Source organism: Streptomyces sp. MMS24-W38 (genome assembly GCF_059889265.1).
The window spans coordinates 1,554,018-1,572,113 of the sequence record NZ_JCBCPP010000001.1 but is presented as its reverse complement, the minus strand read 5'-3'; the positions used below and the strand labels follow the sequence as shown (position 1 = coordinate 1,572,113).

The 18,096-nt window shown below is 70.7% G+C and carries 20 protein-coding genes and 5 tRNA genes; 19 read left to right on the top strand and 6 right to left on the bottom strand.

What is annotated here, in order from left to right; genetic code table 11:
- The first annotated feature begins 100 nt into the window (after nt 1-100).
- From AC6F7H_RS05815 to AC6F7H_RS05775, 9 genes are all read left to right on the top strand, one after another.
- Nucleotides 101-289 (top strand): hypothetical protein, encoded by a 189-nt coding sequence (locus AC6F7H_RS05815; protein ID WP_500762194.1) that lies wholly within the window; start codon nt 101-103, stop codon nt 287-289.
- A 230-nt stretch (nt 290-519) separates the two neighbouring features.
- A complete protein-coding gene (locus tag AC6F7H_RS05810) occupies nt 520-1,305 on the top strand; it encodes a fumarylacetoacetate hydrolase family protein (protein WP_500755642.1) in 786 nt (261 codons plus the stop codon).
- Complete coding sequence (gltX, locus tag AC6F7H_RS05805) at nt 1,298-2,782, top strand: glutamate--tRNA ligase (RefSeq protein WP_500755641.1); 1,485 nt, start codon at nt 1,298-1,300, stop codon at nt 2,780-2,782. Before AC6F7H_RS05810 ends, gltX begins: the two co-directional genes overlap by 8 nt.
- Nucleotides 2,783-2,862: 80 nt before the next feature.
- A complete protein-coding gene (locus AC6F7H_RS05800) occupies nt 2,863-3,594 on the top strand; it encodes an HAD family hydrolase (protein WP_500755640.1) in 732 nt (243 codons plus the stop codon).
- Nucleotides 3,595-3,685: 91 nt separating this feature from the next.
- A tRNA-Gln gene (locus AC6F7H_RS05795) sits at nt 3,686-3,757 on the top strand.
- Between the two features lie 40 nt (nt 3,758-3,797).
- Nucleotides 3,798-3,870, top strand: a tRNA-Glu gene (locus tag AC6F7H_RS05790).
- An 86-nt stretch (nt 3,871-3,956) separates the two neighbouring features.
- A tRNA-Glu gene (locus AC6F7H_RS05785) sits at nt 3,957-4,029 on the top strand.
- A 22-nt stretch (nt 4,030-4,051) separates the two neighbouring features.
- A tRNA-Gln gene (locus AC6F7H_RS05780) sits at nt 4,052-4,123 on the top strand.
- Between the two features lie 28 nt (nt 4,124-4,151).
- Nucleotides 4,152-4,224 (top strand) — tRNA-Glu (locus AC6F7H_RS05775).
- A gap of 140 nt (nt 4,225-4,364) precedes the next feature.
- On the opposite strand, the gene ndgR is transcribed toward AC6F7H_RS05775, so the two are convergent.
- Entirely contained in the window at nt 4,365-5,078 is a 714-nt protein-coding gene (ndgR, locus tag AC6F7H_RS05770) for an IclR family transcriptional regulator NdgR (protein ID WP_109381164.1), read from the bottom strand.
- 250 nt (nt 5,079-5,328) lie between these two features.
- On the opposite strand from ndgR, the gene leuC reads away from it, so the two are divergent.
- The 4 genes from leuC to AC6F7H_RS05750 all read left to right on the top strand — a co-directional run bounded on the left by leuC (nt 5,329) and on the right by AC6F7H_RS05750 (nt 8,636).
- A complete protein-coding gene (gene leuC, locus AC6F7H_RS05765; RefSeq protein ID WP_500755639.1) occupies nt 5,329-6,756 on the top strand; it encodes a 3-isopropylmalate dehydratase large subunit in 1,428 nt (475 codons plus the stop codon).
- Between the two features lie 6 nt (nt 6,757-6,762).
- Nucleotides 6,763-7,365 carry a 3-isopropylmalate dehydratase small subunit gene (gene leuD, locus AC6F7H_RS05760; RefSeq protein ID WP_500755637.1) on the top strand — a complete coding sequence of 201 codons (603 nt, stop codon included), beginning with the start codon at nt 6,763-6,765 and terminating at the stop codon, nt 7,363-7,365.
- A 265-nt stretch (nt 7,366-7,630) separates the two neighbouring features.
- Nucleotides 7,631-7,861: an SCO5555 family protein gene (locus AC6F7H_RS05755; RefSeq protein WP_500755635.1), complete on the top strand. Its 231-nt coding sequence runs from the start codon at nt 7,631-7,633 to the stop codon at nt 7,859-7,861.
- 136 nt (nt 7,862-7,997) lie between these two features.
- Complete coding sequence (locus AC6F7H_RS05750; RefSeq protein WP_500755634.1) at nt 7,998-8,636, top strand: HU family DNA-binding protein; 639 nt, start codon at nt 7,998-8,000, stop codon at nt 8,634-8,636.
- Nucleotides 8,637-8,728: 92 nt separating this feature from the next.
- On the opposite strand, the gene AC6F7H_RS05745 is transcribed toward AC6F7H_RS05750, so the two are convergent.
- Both AC6F7H_RS05745 and cofC read right to left on the bottom strand, forming a co-directional pair.
- Nucleotides 8,729-8,932: a hypothetical protein gene (locus tag AC6F7H_RS05745; protein ID WP_500755631.1), complete on the bottom strand. Its 204-nt coding sequence runs from the start codon at nt 8,930-8,932 to the stop codon at nt 8,729-8,731.
- Nucleotides 8,933-8,941: 9 nt separating this feature from the next.
- Nucleotides 8,942-9,580, bottom strand: coding sequence for a 2-phospho-L-lactate guanylyltransferase (cofC, locus tag AC6F7H_RS05740; RefSeq protein ID WP_500755629.1), 639 nt, complete (start codon nt 9,578-9,580; stop codon nt 8,942-8,944).
- A 158-nt stretch (nt 9,581-9,738) separates the two neighbouring features.
- Here cofC and AC6F7H_RS05735 point away from each other — a divergent pair, with 158 nt between their 5' ends.
- The 3 genes from AC6F7H_RS05735 (at nt 9,739) to AC6F7H_RS05725 (ending at nt 12,859) form a co-directional block, all read left to right on the top strand.
- Entirely contained in the window at nt 9,739-10,590 is an 852-nt protein-coding gene (locus tag AC6F7H_RS05735) for a lysophospholipid acyltransferase family protein (protein ID WP_500755627.1), read from the top strand.
- Nucleotides 10,587-11,597 carry an NAD(P)H-dependent glycerol-3-phosphate dehydrogenase gene (locus tag AC6F7H_RS05730; protein WP_500755625.1) on the top strand — a complete coding sequence of 337 codons (1,011 nt, stop codon included), beginning with the start codon at nt 10,587-10,589 and terminating at the stop codon, nt 11,595-11,597. Before AC6F7H_RS05735 ends, AC6F7H_RS05730 begins: the two co-directional genes overlap by 4 nt.
- A 104-nt stretch (nt 11,598-11,701) precedes the next feature.
- Entirely contained in the window at nt 11,702-12,859 is a 1,158-nt protein-coding gene (locus AC6F7H_RS05725) for a D-alanine--D-alanine ligase family protein (RefSeq protein ID WP_500755623.1), read from the top strand.
- Nucleotides 12,860-12,891: 32 nt separating this feature from the next.
- Here AC6F7H_RS05725 and AC6F7H_RS05720 read toward each other — a convergent pair whose 3' ends face one another.
- Nucleotides 12,892-13,398 (bottom strand): DUF3515 domain-containing protein, encoded by a 507-nt coding sequence (locus tag AC6F7H_RS05720; RefSeq protein WP_500755621.1) that lies wholly within the window; start codon nt 13,396-13,398, stop codon nt 12,892-12,894.
- A 20-nt stretch (nt 13,399-13,418) separates the two neighbouring features.
- Nucleotides 13,419-13,652, bottom strand: a complete 234-nt coding sequence (locus AC6F7H_RS05715; RefSeq protein WP_500755619.1) for an Lrp/AsnC family transcriptional regulator — start codon at nt 13,650-13,652, stop codon at nt 13,419-13,421.
- A 230-nt stretch (nt 13,653-13,882) separates the two neighbouring features.
- Between AC6F7H_RS05715 and AC6F7H_RS05710 the strand changes: the two genes are divergently transcribed.
- Together AC6F7H_RS05710 and thiD are read left to right on the top strand one after the other, a co-directional pair.
- The gene (locus tag AC6F7H_RS05710) at nt 13,883-14,848 is read left to right on the top strand and encodes a thiamine-phosphate kinase (RefSeq protein WP_500755617.1); all 966 of its coding nucleotides are present in this window, start codon (nt 13,883-13,885) and stop codon (nt 14,846-14,848) included.
- A complete protein-coding gene (thiD, locus tag AC6F7H_RS05705) occupies nt 14,845-15,666 on the top strand; it encodes a bifunctional hydroxymethylpyrimidine kinase/phosphomethylpyrimidine kinase (RefSeq protein WP_500755615.1) in 822 nt (273 codons plus the stop codon). Before AC6F7H_RS05710 ends, thiD begins: the two co-directional genes overlap by 4 nt.
- 139 nt (nt 15,667-15,805) lie before the next feature.
- Here the strand turns inward: thiD and rpmB are convergent, their stop codons facing one another.
- A complete protein-coding gene (rpmB, locus tag AC6F7H_RS05700; protein WP_004924906.1) occupies nt 15,806-15,991 on the bottom strand; it encodes a 50S ribosomal protein L28 in 186 nt (61 codons plus the stop codon).
- Nucleotides 15,992-16,259: 268 nt separating this feature from the next.
- On the opposite strand from rpmB, the gene AC6F7H_RS05695 reads away from it, so the two are divergent.
- On the top strand, nt 16,260-17,972 hold the full coding sequence (locus AC6F7H_RS05695) for a DAK2 domain-containing protein (RefSeq protein WP_500755613.1): 1,713 nt from the start codon (nt 16,260-16,262) through the stop codon (nt 17,970-17,972).
- The last annotated feature ends 124 nt before the right edge of the window (nt 17,973-18,096 follow it).

The window sequence follows — 18,096 nt, the reverse complement described above, 5'->3', positions numbered from 1 at the left end:
CTGACGCTTTACAGGGATGGCAAAACAGACAACCCGCGCCCGACGGACGGTCTCCGGACCCCGTCGGACGCCCCGTGAACAGGACAGGTTCGAGTAAACAGTGAAGACGACGACGATGTTCCACAAGATCGCCAACCCGCGACGCACGACGCTGGCGCACCTCGACGGCGCCGCCGAACTGCAGACGCCGGTCCACCAGGAGCACACCGTCGAACTCCCGGCCCAGACCGCCAACCCCAGGCGTACCATCCTTATGGAGATCCCGGTCGCGGCCGCCGCCGCGAACTAGCACTTTCCTCAGCCTTTCCGGTACCGCTACCGACCAGTACGCGCGTCGGCCCCGAAACGCTCAGGGCGCACGGGCCCGGCCGGTCCTGTGCCGGCCCCACGCTCACAGGCGGCGCCCCCCTCTTCCAGGGGGGCGCCGCCTGTCATGCGCCAGGCGTGCGTGCCCTGCCGCGTTAGCCTGGAGCGTCAGACTCCAGCCAGCTCAGTCAAGGTCAAGGGGCCAAGAATCCCGTGCGCATCGCCAGATTCTCCATCGACGGGAACGTCGCCTTCGGCGCGGTCGAGGGCGACCAGCAGGACGAGCTCGTCCTGGACATCATCAAGGGCATCCCGTTCGCGGACTTCGAACTCTCCGGCACCAAGGTCCCGGTGAGCAAGGTCAGGCTGCTGCCCCCGGTCCTCCCCAACAAGGTGGTGGCCTTCGGCCGCAACTACGCCGAACACGCGAGGGAGATGGGCAACGAGGTGCCCGACGCCCCGTTCGCCTTCTTCAAGCCCGCCACCTCGGTGATCGGCCCCGGCGACGACATCCAGTACCCCTCCTTCTCCCAGGAGGTGCACCACGAGGCCGAACTGGCCGTGGTGATCGGCAGGATGTGCCGTGAGGTCCCGCGCGACCGGGTCAAGGACGTGATCTTCGGCTACACCTGCGCCAACGACGTCACCGCCCGCGACGTCCAGCGGCGGGAGAGGCAGTGGGCGCGGGCCAAGGGCTTCGACACCTCCTGCCCGCTCGGCCCCTGGGTGGAGACGGACCTGGACCTCGCCGCAGCCGGCGACCTCACCGTCCAGCTCACGGTCAACGGCGAGCAGCGCCAACTCGGCCGTACCAGCGAGATGATCCACTCCATCGAGGACCTGATCGTCAACATCTCCGAGGCGATGACGCTGCTCCCCGGCGACGTGATCCTCACGGGCACCCCGGCCGGCGTCGGCCCCCTCAACGTCGGCGACGAGGTCGCCGTCACCATCGAAGGCATCGGCACTCTCACCAACAAGGTTGTCAAGCGTGGCTAGCGCACCCGGATCTCCTGTACGCGTCCGTTTCTGTCCCTCCCCGACCGGCAACCCCCATGTGGGCCTGGTCCGCACCGCCCTGTTCAACTGGGCGTTCGCCAAGCACCACCAGGGCACGCTGGTCTTCCGCATCGAGGACACCGACGCGGCCCGCGACTCCGAGGAGTCCTACGCCCAGCTCCTCGACTCGATGCGCTGGCTCGGCTTCGACTGGGACGAGGGCCCCGAGATCGGCGGCCCCCACGCCCCCTACCGCCAGTCGCAGCGCATGGACATCTACGCCGACGTCGCCGCCAAGCTCCTCGAGGCCGGCCACGCCTACCGCTGCTACTGCTCCCAGGAGGAGCTGGACAGCCGCCGCGAGGCCGCCCGCGCCGCCGGCAAGCCCTCCGGCTACGACGGCCACTGCCGCGACCTCACCGACGCCCAGGTCGAGGAGTACAAGGCCCAGGGCCGCGAGCCGATCGTCCGCTTCCGCATGCCCGACGAGACGATCACCTTCACCGACCTGGTCCGCGGCGAGCTGACCTTCACCCCGGAGAACGTCCCGGACTACGGCATCGTCCGCGCCAACGGCGCCCCGCTGTACACGCTGGTCAACCCGGTCGACGACGCCCTGATGGAGATCACCCACGTCCTGCGCGGCGAGGACCTGCTCTCCTCCACCCCGCGCCAGATCGCCCTCTACAAGGCGCTGACCGAACTCGGCATCGCGAAGCAGATCCCGGCCTTCGGTCACCTGCCCTACGTGATGGGCGAGGGCAACAAGAAGCTCTCCAAGCGCGACCCCCAGTCCTCGCTCAACCTCTACCGCGAGCGCGGCTTCCTCCCCGAGGGACTGCTCAACTACCTCTCCCTGCTGGGCTGGTCGCTCTCCGCGGACCAGGACATCTTCACGATGGAGGAGATGGTCGCGGCCTTCGACGTCGCGGACGTGCAGCCGAACCCGGCCCGCTTCGACCTGAAGAAGTGCGAGGCGATCAACGCCGACCACATCCGCCTGCTGGAGGTGAAGGACTTCACCGAGCGCTGCCGCCCCTGGCTGAAGGCGCCCGTCGCCCCCTGGGCCCCGGAGGCCTTCGACGAGGCCAAGTGGCAGGCCATCGCCCCGCACGCGCAGACCCGCCTGAAGGTGCTCTCCGAGATCACCGACAACGTCGACTTCCTCTTCCTCCCGGAGCCGGTCTTCGACGAGACGTCCTGGAACAAGGCCATGAAGGAGGGCAGCGACGCCCTCCTCCGCACCGCCCGCGAGAAGCTGGACGCGGCCGACTGGACCTCCCCCGAGTCCCTGAAGGAGGCCGTCCTGGCCGCCGGCGAGGCCCACGGCCTCAAGCTCGGCAAGGCCCAGGCCCCGGTCCGCGTCGCCGTCACCGGCCGCACGGTCGGCCTGCCCCTCTTCGAGTCCCTCGAGGTCCTGGGCAAGGAGCAGACCCTGACCCGCATCGACGCGGCCCTGACGAAGCTCGCCGGGTAGCCCGGTCCGACCGCGGGTGAGGGGCGGCGTCCGGAGCATCCGGGCGCCGCCCCTCACCGTTCTTGGGTACGGTCGGTCCCATGGCGATCCGAGCCGTCGTCTGGGACGTGGACGACACACTCTTCGACTACACCTCCGCCGACCGCGAGGGGATGCGGGCGCACCTGCTGGCCGAGGAGCTGTTGGCCGGGTACGCCTCCGTGGAGGAGGCGCTGGCGCGGTGGCGGGAGGTGACCGATCTCCAGTGGGCCCGGTTCGCCGCCGGCGAGGTCGACTTCGAGACGCAGCGGCGCGACCGCACCCGGGTCTTCCTGGGGCGTGAGCTGACCGACGACGAGGCCGACGACTGGTTCGGGCGCTACGTCGTGCACTACGAGGCGGCCTGGTCGTTGTTCCCGGACGTCCTGCCGGTCCTCGACGCGCTCGCCGCCAGCCACCGGCACGCGGTGCTGTCCAACTCCAGCCTCCACGTCCAGGACCGCAAGCTGCGAGTCCTCGGCGTCCACGACCGCTTCGAGGCCATCCTGTGCGCCGCCGAGCTGGGCGTCTCCAAACCCGAGGCCGGCGCCTTCCTGGCGGCCTGCGAGGCCCTGGCGCTCCCTCCCGCCCAGGTCGCGTACGTGGGCGACCACCCGGAGATCGACGGCCGGGGTGCGGCGGAGGCCGGTCTGCTGTCGGTGTGGATCGACCGGGGCGGTGCGTACGCGACCCTGGAGCCGCCCGTCGGGCCGCGCAGGATCGCCTCCCTCGGCGAACTTCCCGCGATCCTCGGCACGGATACCCGTTTTGGAGCCGGGTCCGGCATCGGGTAATGTTCTTCCTGCGCCGCGGGGGACCGGGCCGGAAGGCCACCAACCTCAAGCGCACTGCTAGAACAAGGACCCTCCGGGGCTTGCGTTCCAGTGGCCTATGGTGTAATTGGCAGCACGACTGATTCTGGTTCAGTTAGTCTTGGTTCGAGTCCAGGTAGGCCAGCTCGCAGAGCTTATCTGCACCTGCGGATCTCATCCGCGAAGCCCCCGTTGTGTAGCGGCCTAGCACGCTGCCCTCTCAAGGCAGTAGCGCCGGTTCGAATCCGGTCGGGGGTACAGATCCATCCCGCGAGGGCGGCCGGGTAGCGCCCACTGTCCTCACGGTGAAACCATCCGGCTCCGGCCGGGTGAGGATCGCCAGGGCCCCCGTTGTGTAGCGGCCTAGCACGCCGCCCTCTCAAGGCGGTAGCGCCGGTTCGAATCCGGTCGGGGGTACTGAACTGGTCTAAACCATCATTGGTCTATGGTGTAATTGGCAGCACGACTGATTCTGGTTCAGTTAGTCTTGGTTCGAGTCCAGGTAGACCAGCTCGGACCTGCGGAAACGCAGAGTCCACGCCCCCGTTGTGTAGCGGCCTAGCACGCCGCCCTCTCAAGGCGGTAGCGCCGGTTCGAATCCGGTCGGGGGTACACAGGAAGAGAGAAGGAAAGCCCTCCACCTCGGTGGGGGGCTTCTTCGTGTCCGCGTACCGAGGCGCGGCGGGACACGAGCCCGGGGGAGGGCCTGCCGCGGCGTTGAGGCGGGCCCGTTCCCGAGGGGGCGGGTGGGGTCAGGAGCGGCGCAGCGCCTCGGAGAGGCGGGCCGCGGAGTCGATGACGGCCTGGGCGTGCATACGGCCCGGGTGACGGGTCAGGCGCTCGATGGGCCCCGACACCGAGACGGCGGCCACCACGCGGTTCGAGGGGCCGCGCACCGGCGCGGAGACGGAGGCGACGCCGGGCTCTCGCTCCCCGATCGACTGAGCCCAGCCGCGGCGCCTGACGCCCGACAGGGCCGTCGCCGTGAAACGGGCGCCCTGCAGGCCGCGGTGCAGGCGCTCCGGCTCCTCCCAGGCCATCAGGATCTGCGCGGAGGAGCCGGCCTTCATCGTGAGCGTGGAACCCACCGGGACCGTGTCCCGCAGGCCCGACAGGCGCTCCGCCGCGGCGACGCAGATGCGCATGTCGCCCTGCCGGCGGTAGAGCTGGGCGCTCTCGCCGGTCACGTCGCGGAGATGGGTGAGCACCGGGCCCGCCGTGGCGAGCAACCGGTCCTCGCCCGCCGCCGCGGCCAGTTCGGCCATGCGCGGGCCGAGGATGAACCGGCCCTGCATGTCGCGCGCCACCAGGCGGTGGTGTTCCAGTGCCACGGCCAGGCGGTGGGCCGTGGGTCGTGCCAGTCCGGTAGCACCGACCAACCCCGCGAGGGTGGCCGGGCCGGACTCCAGAGCGCTCAGGACGAGGGCCGCCTTGTCCAGAACGCCGACGCCGCTACTGTTGTCCATGCAACGATACTTGCGTCTCACTCTGTGAAACGCAAGTTCAGTTTTCGGTGGAACGCGCCACTCTTGACGTACGAGGCAATCGGCACGACGCATTCCGCACGACGCGATCGGTGCTGTGCGCTGATCAGTAGGAAGCACCGTGGCCCGTGTCACCGGGCCTGGCGGCGACGCCCGGGACCAGGGGCGGGGCGCCGTCTCCTCACAGATCTCTAGTTGGGTCGGCGCGTGTGTGCCGGCCGGAGGGAAAGCGATGGGTAGGACACTCGCGGAGAAGGTCTGGGACGACCATGTCGTCCGGCGCGCCGAGGGCGAGCCCGACCTCCTCTTCATCGATCTGCACCTGCTGCACGAGGTGACCAGCCCGCAGGCCTTCGACGGTCTCCGTAAGAGCGGCCGCGGGGTGCGCCGGCTCGATCTGACCATCGCGACCGAGGACCACAACACCCCGACCCTGGACATCGACAAGCCCATCGCCGACCCGGTCTCCCGCGTCCAGCTGGAGACGCTGCGGGCGAACTGCGCGGAGTTCGGTGTCCGGCTGCACTCGCTGGGCGACGTGGAGCAGGGCGTCGTGCACGTGGTGGGGCCGCAGCTGGGGCTGACCCAGCCCGGCATGACCGTGGTCTGCGGGGACTCGCACACCTCCACGCACGGCGCGTTCGGCGGCCTGGCCTTCGGCATCGGCACCTCCCAGGTCGAGCACGTGCTGGCCACCCAGACCCTGCCGATGACCCGCCCCAAGACCATGGCGATCACCGTCGAGGGCGAACTGCCCGACGGGGTCACGGCCAAGGACCTGATCCTGGCGGTCATCGCGAGGATCGGCACCGGCGGCGGCCAGGGCTACGTCCTGGAGTACCGCGGCGAGGCCATCGAGAAGCTCTCGATGGAGGCCCGGATGACCATCTGCAACATGTCGATCGAGGCCGGCGCCCGCGCGGGCATGATCGCCCCCGACGAGACCACGTTCGCCTACCTCAAGGGCCGCCCGCACGCTCCGAAGGGCGAGGACTGGGACGCGGCCGTGGCCTACTGGAAGACGCTGCGCACCGACCAGGACGCCGAGTTCGACGCCGAGGTCGTCATCGACGCCGCCGAGCTGTCGCCGTTCGTCACCTGGGGCACCAACCCCGGCCAGGGCGTGCCGCTGTCGGCCGCCGTGCCCGACCCCGCTTCGTACGAAGACGCCTCGGAGCGCCTGGCCGCCGAAAAGGCCCTGGAATACATGGGGTTGACAGCAGGACAGCCGCTGCGCTCCATCAACGTGGACACCGTCTTCGTAGGCTCCTGCACCAACGGCCGGATCGAGGACCTGCGCGCCGCCGCCGACATCGTCAGGGGCCGCAAAGTCGCCGACGGCGTACGGATGCTGGTCGTCCCCGGCTCCGCCCGGGTGGGCCTGCAGGCCGTCTCCGAGGGCCTGGACGTGGTCTTCAAGGAGGCAGGCGCCGAATGGCGGCACGCGGGCTGCTCGATGTGCCTGGGCATGAACCCCGACCAGCTCGCCCCCGGTGAGCGCTCCGCCTCCACCTCCAACCGCAACTTCGAGGGCCGGCAGGGCAAGGGCGGCCGCACCCACCTGGTCTCCCCCCAGGTCGCCGCCGCCACCGCGGTCCTCGGCCACCTGGCTTCTCCCGCCGACCTCGCCGCCGACACCCCCGCGCCCGCTGGAGTCTGATCAGTCATGGAAGCCTTCACCACCCACACCGGCCGGGCCGTCCCGCTGCGCCGCAGCAACGTCGACACCGACCAGATCATCCCCGCCCACTGGCTCAAGAAGGTGACCCGGGACGGGTTCGAGGACGGGCTGTTCGAGGCCTGGCGCAAGGACCCCGAGTTCGTCCTCAACCGCCCCGAGCGCCAGGGCGCCACCGTGCTGGTCGCCGGCCCCGACTTCGGCACCGGCTCCTCCCGCGAGCACGCCGTCTGGGCCCTGCAGAACTACGGCTTCAAAACCGTGATCTCCTCCCGCTTCGCCGACATCTTCCGCGGCAACTCGCTGAAGAACGGCCTGCTCACCGTGGTCCTCGACCAGCAGACCGTGGACGCGCTGTGGGAGCTGACGGAAGCGGACCCCACCGCCGAGATCACCGTCGACCTCCAGGCCCGCGAGGTGCGCGCCGAGGGTGTCACCGCCGCCTTCGAGCTCGACGAGAACTCCCGCTGGCGGCTGCTGAACGGGCTCGACGACATCTCCATCACGCTGCAGAACGAGGCGGACATCGCCGCGTACGAGGTGAAGCGCCCGTCGTACAAGCCGCAGACGATCACGCCCCCGGCCGCCTGACGCGAAGTCCTCGCGGCAGGTCGACTTTCAGCCACCCCAACCCCCCTCCGTACCCCCGATCGGACCGATCGGGGGTACGGCCGTGCCTGCACCCGTTCGGCCCCGCGCGTCCTCTTGAGGCCTTGCAACTTCCCACGTTATGAAGGTGGTTGCCGGGGTACACGTGTCACGTGCGCGTGATCTCCGAGTGTGCTCGGACCGCCGTCCGAGGCGGCAGTTGCCCCCTGCGCAGGCGACAACTCGCCCCAGATGGCACAATCTGTGCATGGAACGCGACGGCCAACTCGAGCTCTACACGCTGGTCGCGGCCCGGCTCAAAGAAGCGCATGCAAGGGTGCGCGCACTGCAAGTACCGGAGGGCGTACGGATGGCGCTGACCCGGAAGCTGCTGGTCATTACGGCCGCGGCCAAGCACGATCTCGCCAACGCGGCAAGGCGGCTGGAACTGTTCATCGCGGACCTCGACGAGGGTCGATTCCCCGAAGAGGAACGCTGAATCAGTCACGGCAGCCGAGTTCATTGCGGCACAAGGGTGATAAGCCCGTTTCGTGTTTGATTTGCGGTATATATCTGCCTAACGTGCGAAAACGCTTGAACGGATTCGTTCGGGCGATGTCTCCGAAGGGGAAGACGTGAACAAGGCGCAGCTCGTAGAAGCGATTGCCGACAAGATGGGCGGTCGACAGCAGGCCGCCGACGCCGTCGACGCGGTCCTCGATGCCATCGTCCGCGCCGTGGTCGCGGGGGACCGGGTCTCCGTCACCGGTTTCGGTTCGTTCGAGAAGGTCGACCGTCCGGCCCGCTACGCCCGCAACCCCCAGACCGGCGAGCGGGTCCGGGTCAAGAAGACGTCGGTGCCGCGCTTCCGCGCGGGACAGGGGTTCAAGGACCTGGTGAGCGGCTCGAAGAAGCTGCCGCGCGGTGGCGAGGTCGCCGTCAAGAAGGCGCCTAAGGGCAGCCTGTCCGGCGGGGTTTCGGCGACGGTGAAGAAGGCCGCCGCCAAGAAGACCGCGAAGGCGGCCGCCGCGAAGACGGCCGCCGCCAAGAAGGCCGCCGCCAAGAAGACGACGGTGAAGAAGGCCGCCGCCAAGAAGGCCCCGGCGAAGAAGGCCACCACCAAGCAGGCCGCGCCAGCCGCCAAGACCGCCGCGGCGAAGAAGACGGCCGCCAAGAAGGCCCCGGCGAAGAAGGCCACGGCCACCAAGGCGCCCGCCAAGAAGTCGACCGCACGCAAGACCACCGCCAAGAAGACCACCGCCCGCAAGAAGTAACGGCGGCCGAGCGGTACTCACGCGCCGGGCCGGACTCCGTCACGGAGCCCGGCCCGCGGTGTGTCCGGCTCCCCGCCGTGCGCCGCGGCGGGTCAGAACGTGTGGAGCGTCACCAGCGTGATCCGCCGGGCCCCGCCCTCGCCCTCGGTCTCGATGCGCACCCGCTGCCCCGGGCGCAGCAGCCTGAGGCCCCCGGCGTCGAAAGCCCGCGCGTCGAAGGGCACCGGTGTGCCGTCGTCCAGCAGCACCTGGCCGCTGCGGCTTTCGGGATCGTAGGTGTACGCGGTCGCCTGCATGTCGGCAGCCTACTGCTCCGCGATCAGCAACCGTGCGGTGGCGGCCGCCGTGCGGGGCCCCACGCCCAGCGCCAGCGCCGCCCGCAGATCGTCGCCCGTGTCCACGTCCTGCCGTACGGAATCCACCGCGTCGAGGCAGAGTTCGATGGCTCCGAACGCCCGGTGCCGGGCCCGGGAACCGGGGCCGAAGGAAGGACTCAATTCCTCGTTCGGTGCCGCGGAGAGCAGCGTGGTGCCGACGGCCGCGGCATCGGGGAGGAATGCGCGCGGGAATACGGCGGCCCGGTCGAGGACGCGGGCCAATTCGGCCGGGCGCAGCGCCGGGAGATCGGCGTTGAGGGCCGCCACGGGTCCCGCGCCCCGGAAGGCCCGCACGGCGACGGCCGCGTGCGCGAGTGCCGCGTTCAGGCCGCCGCCGGGTTCGTCGGAGACGATGTGGGCACCGAGCGCGGCCAGCTCACGGCCGGCCAGGGCGTCGCCCGTGACGACCACCACTTCGCGCACGGCGCGGCAGGCCAGCGCGGCCGCGACCGTGTCCTGTGCGAAGGCCAGGGCCAGCCCCGGACGCACCGCGTCGTCCGCGGTGCCCGCGAGCCTGCTCTTGGCCTCGGCCAGTGGTTTCAGGGGTACCACCAAGGTCCACTGCACGCGTGTTACGTCCCTCTCTTGTCGTCGCCATTGTCCCCCGTGGCACCCGGTGGCCGGGGGGCCGGGGCGTACGGTGTTCTCGACAGACCGGCGGCCCGGGGCGACACTTGTGCGGCCCGCCTGGCCCCCGGTTCCAGGACTTAGAGGAAGGTGTCCCTGTGCCGCGCCGCAGAATCGGCTTTTGGTACCGCTTCGCCGCGGTTCTCTGTAAACCGCCGCTGGTGGTTCTGCTCAAGCGGGACTGGCGCGGAAAGGAGAACATTCCGGCCGAGGGCGGATTTATCACCGCGGTGAATCACAATTCGCATATCGATCCCTTCGCCTATGCGCACTTCCAGTACAACACCGGGCGCGTTCCGCGATTTCTGGCGAAGAGCGGTCTTTTCAAGAAGGGATTCGTCGGTGCCGCAATGCGGGGCACCGGACAGATTCCCGTCTACCGGGAAAGCACGGACGCGCTCAGCGCCTTCCGGGCCGCGATCGACGCCGTGGAGCGCGGTGAGTGCGTCGCCTTCTACCCCGAGGGCACCCTCACCCGCGATCCGCACGGCTGGCCCATGACCGGCAAGACCGGTGCCGCGCGGGTGGCCCTGCAGACCAAGTGCCCCGTCATCCCGGTCGCGCAGTGGGGCGCCAACGAGGTGCTTCCGCCGTACGCCACCAAGCCCCGCTTCTTCCCGCGCAAGACCCACCGCGTGCTGGCCGGACCGCCCGTGGACCTGGACCGCTTCTACGACCGGGAGATGACTCCGGAGCTGCTCAAGGAGGCAACCGAGGCGATCATGGCGGCGGTGACCCGTCTGCTGGAGGAGATCCGCGGGGAGAAGGCCCCCGAGGTGCCCTACGACCCGCGCCGCGAGCGCTCGGAGCAGGGCCGCAAGACCCGGACCCAGACCCGGCCGAGGCGGCAGGAGGGGTCGCCTGAGCACGGATCGCCGGAGGACTGGCGACAGGAGGAGCGCAGGCCCGGCGAACGGGCCGTCGCGCGGGAAGAAGGGCTGGGCAAGTGAGCAAACCGGTCAAGGCCGCTGTCTTCGGCACCGGATCGTGGGGCACGGCCTTCGGCATGGTGCTCGCCGACGCGGGATGCGACGTCGTGCTGTGGGCACGGCGTCCCGAACTCGTGGAAGCGGTCAACTCCACCCGCACCAACCCCGACTACCTGCCCGGTGTCGAACTCCCGGAGAACCTGCGGGCCACCACCGACGCCGCAGAGGCCGCGCGCGACGCCGACTTCACCGTCCTCGCGGTCCCCTCGCAGACGCTGCGCGGCAACCTCGCCGGGTGGAAACCGCTGCTCGCCCAGGACACGGTCCTGGTGTCGCTGATGAAGGGCGTCGAACTCGGCTCCGCCATGCGGATGAGCGAGGTGATCGAGGACGTCGCCGGAGCCGGCGCCGACCGGATCGCCGTGGTCACCGGACCCAACCTCGCCCGTGAGATCGCCGCCCGGATGCCGGCCGCCGCAGTCGTCGCCTGCACCGACGAGGCCGTGGCCCAGCGGCTCCAGGCCGCCTGCCACACGCCGTACTTCCGCCCGTACACCAACACCGACGTCGTCGGCTGCGAACTGGGCGGCGCGGTGAAGAACGTGATCGGGCTGGCCGTCGGCATCGCGGACGGCATGGGGCTCGGCGACAACGCCAAGGGCTCGCTCATCACCCGCGGGCTCGCCGAGACCACCCGGCTCGGCGTGGCGCTCGGCGCGGACCCGCTGACCTTCGCCGGACTCGCCGGCCTGGGCGACCTGGTGGCCACCTGCTCCTCACCGCTCTCGCGCAACCACACCTTCGGCACCAACCTCGGCAAGGGCATGACCCTCGAGGAGACCGTCGCGGTCACCAAACAGACCGCCGAGGGCGTCAAGTCCTGCGAGTCGGTGCTGGACCTGGCCCGTCGGCACGGCGTCGACATGCCGCTCACCGAGACGGTCGTCGGCATCGTGCACGAGGGCAAGCCGCCGGTGGTCGCCCTCAAGGAGCTGATGTCGCGCAGCGCGAAACCCGAGCGACGCTGAGCGACCACGGGCGGCGTCCGTGCGACGGCGGCGCGGGCGACCCTCCGTTTGCCGCGTTGTGGGCGCTTCATCGTGGCTGTACCACCGGGTACTCTCATCGCCATATGAGCACCGAGAACCTTCCCCAGAGCCCCGAGCAGCCGCCTCGCAAGCCGCGTGTGGCCGTTGTGTTCGGCGGGCGCAGCTCCGAGCACGGGATCTCCGTGGTCACCGCCGGCGCCGTCCTCAAGGCCATCGACCGGACCAAGTACGAGGTCCTGCCGATCGGCATCACCCAGGACGGCCGGTGGGCGCTCACCGCCGACGAGCCGGACCGCATGGCCATCGTCGACCGGCGGCAGCCCAGCGTGGACCAGCTCGCCGACTCGACCGAGGGCGCGGTGGTGCTCCCCCTCGATCCCGGCAACCGTGAAGTCGTCCACAGCGAGCCCGGTTCGGTGCCCAAGGCGCTCGGCGAGGTCGACGTCGTCTTCCCGGTGCTGCACGGCCCCTACGGGGAGGACGGCACCCTGCAGGGCCTCCTGGAGCTCTCCGGCGTCCCCTACGTGGGCTCCGGGGTGCTCGCCTCGGCCGTCGGCCAGGACAAGGAGTACATGAAGCGGGTGTTCACCTCCTTCGGGCTGAAGGTCGGCCCGTACGTGGTGATCCGGCCGCGCGAATGGGAGCGCGACGAGTCCGCCGCCCGCAAGAAGATCATCGATTTCGCCGGCGAGCACGGCTGGCCGCTGTTCGTGAAGCCCGCACGGGCGGGCTCCTCGATCGGCATCACCAAGGTCGACGACCTCTCCGGCCTGGACGAGGCGATCGCCGAGGCCCAGCGGCACGACCCGAAGATCCTGGTGGAGGCGGCCCTGCGCGGCCGTGAGATCGAGTGCGGTGTGCTGGAGTTCGAGGACGGCCCGCGCGCCTCGGTCCCCGCCGAGATCCCGCCGCCCGACGCGCACGCCTACTACGACTTCGACGCCAAGTACATCGACTCCACGCCCGGCCTGGTGCCCGCACCGCTGACCGGCGAGGAGACGGCCGAGGTGCGCGGGCTGGCGGTGGAGGCGTTCGAGGCGGCCGGCTGCGAGGGGCTGGTGCGCGCGGACTTCTTCCTCACCGAGGACGGCGAGTTCGTGATCAACGAGATCAACACGATGCCCGGCTTCACGCCCATCTCGATGTACCCGAAGATGTGGCAGGCCACCGGCGTCGAGTACCCGGAGCTGGTGGACCGACTGGTGCAGGCGGCGCTCCGCCGCCCGACCGGACTGCGCTGAGCCCAGCCGGTACCCGGACGGCGGGGCAGGTTCTAGGAGGCGATCCCCTCGGGGATCGCCTCCTTGACGGCCGGGGCGAGATCGATCAGTACGCCCGTGCTGTCCCGCCCGTCGGTCACCCGCACCTCGACATAGGCTTCACGGCCGGCGGTCGTGAAGCGGTACGTCTCGTCGTCCTGCTGTTCCATCAGCCAGTCGACGCCGTTCACGCCCCCCGCCATCGCGTCCGGGTCGTTGCCGTTCGCCACCTTGGGATCGATCATCTTCGGCGGCTGCCCGACACCGCACCGCAGTATGATCGCCACGCCGCCCCAGCCCGCGGTCAGTTCGGACGCGGGTTCGGGATCGTCGCGATCCTCACCGTCCACCGTCGCCGGCAGGGCCCTGTCCAGGTTCCGGCACAGCTCGGTGACCTTCGCGTCCGGGCTGGGAACCGCCGTCGACGCGCTGTCGTCTGCCGAGGAACAGCCCGCGGTGGTGATCAGCACGACGGCGGCGAGTGCGGGCAGGACTGCGTGACGGTGACGGAAGGAGCTCACCGGCACAGGGTAGACGGGGGCTACAGATGGACGACCGGGCAGGTCAGGGTGCGGGTGATGCCTTCCACCTGCTGGACTTTCGCGACCACCATGCGCCCCAGGTCGTCGACGGTGTCGGCTTGGGCGCGCACGATGACGTCATAGGGTCCGGTCACGTCCTCGGCCTGGATGACTCCAGGGATCTCGCCGATCAGATCGGCGACGGTCGACGCCTTGCCGACCTCCGTCTGGATCAGGATGTACGCCTGTACCACGAAACCTCCAGAGCGGACACGAGGATCATGTGGGGAAAAGGAACGCCACGGTATCGCGTCGCCGCTCTTCGCGGGGAGACCTGCGGGACCCGGACCCCGCGCGCCGGGGTCCGGACTGGACAGAAGGTGACGGTCACTTCGACCGTAGCGAGGACACAGACGACTCGCGACCGGGAACGGGACCGGGAACGGAACCGGGAACGGACAGGGAAAGAAGGGGAGCTGGGAAAATGAAGGGCACTGTTGGTGAGCTCGGGGAGTTCGGGCTCATCAGGGAGCTCACCTCCCGTCTCACCACCACGCCGGCGGTCCGGGTCGGCCCCGGCGACGACGCCGCGGTGGTCGCCGCACCCGACCGCAGGGTCGTGGCCAGCACCGACATCCTGCTGGAGGGCCGCCACTTCCGCCGCGACTGGTCCACCGCCTACGACGTCGGTCGCAAGGCCGCCGCCCAGAACCTCGCCGACATCGCCGCCATGGGCGCCGTACCGACCGCGCTGCTGCTCGGCCTGGTCGTCCCCGCGGAACTGCCGGTGACCTGGCCCTCGGAGCTGATGGACGGCCTGCGCGACGAGTGCCAGGTCGCGGGCGCCGCGGTGGTCGGCGGAGACGTCGTCCGCGGCGACACGATCATGGTCTCGATCACCGCGCTCGGTGACCTGCGCAACCAGGAGGCGGTGACCCGGGGCGGCGCACAGCCCGGCGACCTCGTCGCGGTGACCGGCTGGCTCGGCTGGTCCGCGGCCGGGTACGCGGTGCTCTCGCGCGGCTTCCGGTCGCCGCGCGCCTTCGTCGAGGCGCACCGCCGCCCCGAACCGCCGTACCACGCGGGCCCCGCGGCCGCGGGGCTGGGCGCGACGGCGATGTGCGACGTGAGCGACGGACTGATCGCCGACCTCGGTCACATCGCCGAGGCCAGCAAGGTACGCATCGACATCCGTTCCGGGGCGATCGACATCCCCTCCCAGATGAACGACATCGGGCAGGCCGTCGGTGTCGACCCCATGCAGTGGGTGCTGACCGGGGGAGAGGACCACGCGATCGTGGCCACCTTCCCGCCGGACGTGAAACTGCCCGCCCGCTGGAAGGTGATAGGCGAGGTGCTCAACCCCTCGGCACTGCCCCAGGTGACGGTCGACGGGGCCCCCTGGACCGTTCAAGCCGGCTGGGACCACTTCGGGGACATCGAGTCATGAGCGCCGGGGTCGCTCCACCGAGAGTGCTGACCGTGGCCGGCTCGGACTCCGGCGGGGGCGCTGGAATCCAGGCCGACCTGAAGACGATGCTCGCGCTGGGCACGCACGGCATGAGCGTGGTCACCGCGGTGACCGCGCAGAACTCCCTGGGTGTGCAGGGCGCCTGGCCGCTGCCGGTGGAGGCGGTACGGGCCCAGTACCGCAGCGTCGTCGACGACATCGGCGTCCAGGCGGTCAAGACCGGCATGCTGGCCTCCGCCGAACTCGTCGAGGCGGTGGCCGATCTGATCTCCGGGACCCGGGCGCCGGTGGTCGTCGACCCGGTCGGAGTCTCCAAGCACGGGGACGCGCTGCTGGCGTCCTCCGCGCTGGACTCCGTACGGACGAAGCTGCTGGCGGTCGCGACCGTGGCCACGCCGAACCTGGACGAAGTGGCGCAACTCACCGGTGTGCGGGTGGAGTCGGAGAAGGACTTCCGCCGGGCCGCGGAGGCGCTGCTGGAGTTCGGGCCGCGGTGGGTCGTGATCAAGGGCGGTCACCTCGCCGGGGACACGGGCGAGGCCGTCGACCTGCTGACGGACGGTTCACAGGAGCACTGGCTGCGCGCTCCGAGGTACGACAACCGGCACACCCACGGCACGGGCTGCACCCTCGCCTCGGCGATCGCCGCGCACCTGGCGAAGGGCCGGCCGGTGCCGGCGGCGGTGACGGCCGCCAAGGAGTACGTCACGGGGGCGATCGCGGCCGGATTCGCGCTGGGCGGCGGAATCGGGCCGGTGGATCACGGATGGGCGCTGACGGGGTCCGACGCGGGCTGAGAGCGTCCGCCCGGCAGACGTACGTGCGGCAGGCGTACGTACGGGAGCCGTCCGTGCGGGCACGGCAAAAAGCCGGTCCACCCCGGGTGGACCGGCTCAGTGCGATGGACCAGCTGTGGCCGCGCGCTCAGTGAGAGCGTCAGCGCGAGACCTTGCCGGCCTTGATGCACGAGGTGCAAGCGTTCACGCGCTTCGGCGTCCCGCCCACCACGGTACGCACGCGCTGGATGTTCGGGTTCCAGCGACGGGGCGTACGGCGGTGCGAGTGCGAGATGTTGTTGCCGAAGCCCGGCCCCTTGCCGCAGACGTCGCAGTTGGCAGCCACCGGTCACTCCAAAGACTTCAGATGCACTTACGGTTGATCCCGGCACGGCCGGGATCAGGATGCCGGAGCTCCAAGAGCCCTTGGGAATCTGAGTGGCTTTGCCAGGGAGAGGCCCGATTCGGATCGGGCAACCGGAGCAGCATACAACGGCTGCACCAGCAGAACGAAACTACCATGGCAGCTCAGGGGCCTGCCCCAGCCCGCTTCCGCCGCCCGGCACCCCAAGGTCTACGCTGCGAGCCACGGCCGGCAGCTCAGGGAGGCGCAGGTGGCGCAGGTGCCGCAGACATTCTTCGATGCTCTCGCGGTGCGTGCCTGGTGCGGACTCGCGCTCGACGCCCTCGGCCGGGCGCGTGAGGAGATCGACGCGATCAATGTCTACCCCGTGGCGGACGGCGACACCGGTACGAATCTCTACCTGACGGTCGAGTCCGCCGCCACGGCGGTCGAGGCAGTGTTCGCGGGGCACGAGGCCGAGCGGACCGACCGGGCCCATGACCCCGGCGGGCCCGAGAGGCCCACGCTGGCCGAGGCGGCGCGGGCGATGGCACACGGTGCGCTGATCGGTGCCCGCGGGAACTCCGGGACGATCCTGGCCCAGTTGCTGCGGGGGATGGCACAGGTGCTGGCCGGGTACGAGACGGAGACCCATGCCGACGGGCAGGGGCTGCGGCAGGCCCTGCGCAACGCGGCCGACTCCGCGCGTCAGGCCGTGGCCCACCCCGTCGAGGGCACCGTGCTCACCGTCGCCTCGGCCGCCGCCGACGCGGCCGACGGAGCGGAGGGCGACTGCGGGGCGGTCGCGCGGGCGGCCTACGAGGGAGCCGGCGCGGCCCTCGCCGCGACACCGGGCCAGCTGGCCGTGCTCCGACGGGCGGGAGTGGTGGACGCGGGCGGCAGGGGACTGGTGGCGGTGCTCGGGGCGCTGGTGGAGACGTTCACGGGGGAGACGCCGAGAAGCCCGGCGCCCGATTCCGTGCGCCACGCGCGCGTGGCGCACGGCGCGTCCGCCGGGTCCGCGCAGTGCGCCGACGGTGAGGGTGCGACGGGGCTCACCGGGCCCGCCTTCGAGGTGATCTACCTCCTGGAGGCCTCGGACGCGGCTGTGGAGCGGCTGCGGCAGCGGCTCGACGGTCTCGGGGACTCGCTCGTCGTGGTCGGCGGCGACGGACTGTGGAACGTCCACGTCCATGTCGACGACGCCGGCGCCGCCGTGGAGGCGGGGGTCGAGGCCGGACGCCCGCACCGTATCCGGATCACGCACTTCGGCGCCGGTGACGCACACACCTCCGGTGCCGGGCGTCCGCTCCAGGAACGTGCCCGGCGGGCCGTGGTGGCCGTGGTGCCCGGAGAGGGGCTGGTCGGCCTGTACACCGAGGCCGGTGCGACCACCGTGCTCGCCCGGCCCGGTGAGCCACCGGCGAGCGGTGAGCTCGTCGAGGCCGTGCGGCGGGCGCACGCGCGTGAGGTGGTGCTGCTGCCCAACGACGAGGAACTGCGTCACACCGCCGCCGCGGCGGCCGAACAGGCCCGTGCCGAAGGGCTCCGGGTGGCGCTCATCCCGACCCGTTCCGCGGTCCAGGGCATCGCGGCGCTCGCGGTGCACGAGCCGGAGCGCCGCTTCGACGAGGACGTGGTGGCGATGACCTCGGCGGCGGGTGCGACCCGGTACGCCGAGGTCACCGTCGCCGAACGGCAGTCCTGGACCATGGCCGGCATCTGCCAGGCCGGCGACGTCCTCGGCCTCATCGACGGTGATGTGGCCGTGATCGGCGACGATGTCACGGCCACCGCCGCGGCCGTCCTGGACCGGATGCTCGCCGCGGGCGGAGAGATGGTCACCCTGGTCCTCGGCGACGAGACCCCCCACACCCTCGCCGCCCACCTGGAGGCCCGGGTCCGTGAGGGCTACCTGGCCGTCGACACGGTGCTCTACCACGGCGGCAGACAGGGCGCCCTGCTCCTCATCGGCGTGGAGTGAACAACGGGGCCCTCCCGTCGTGAGCGCGGTCGCTCTGGACCGGCCCGTACGACCGGCCCGTACGACCGGCGCGTGCCGGAGCGCGTCGTCCTGAAGCCCCGGTGACTCGCCCGGCCAGGGATTT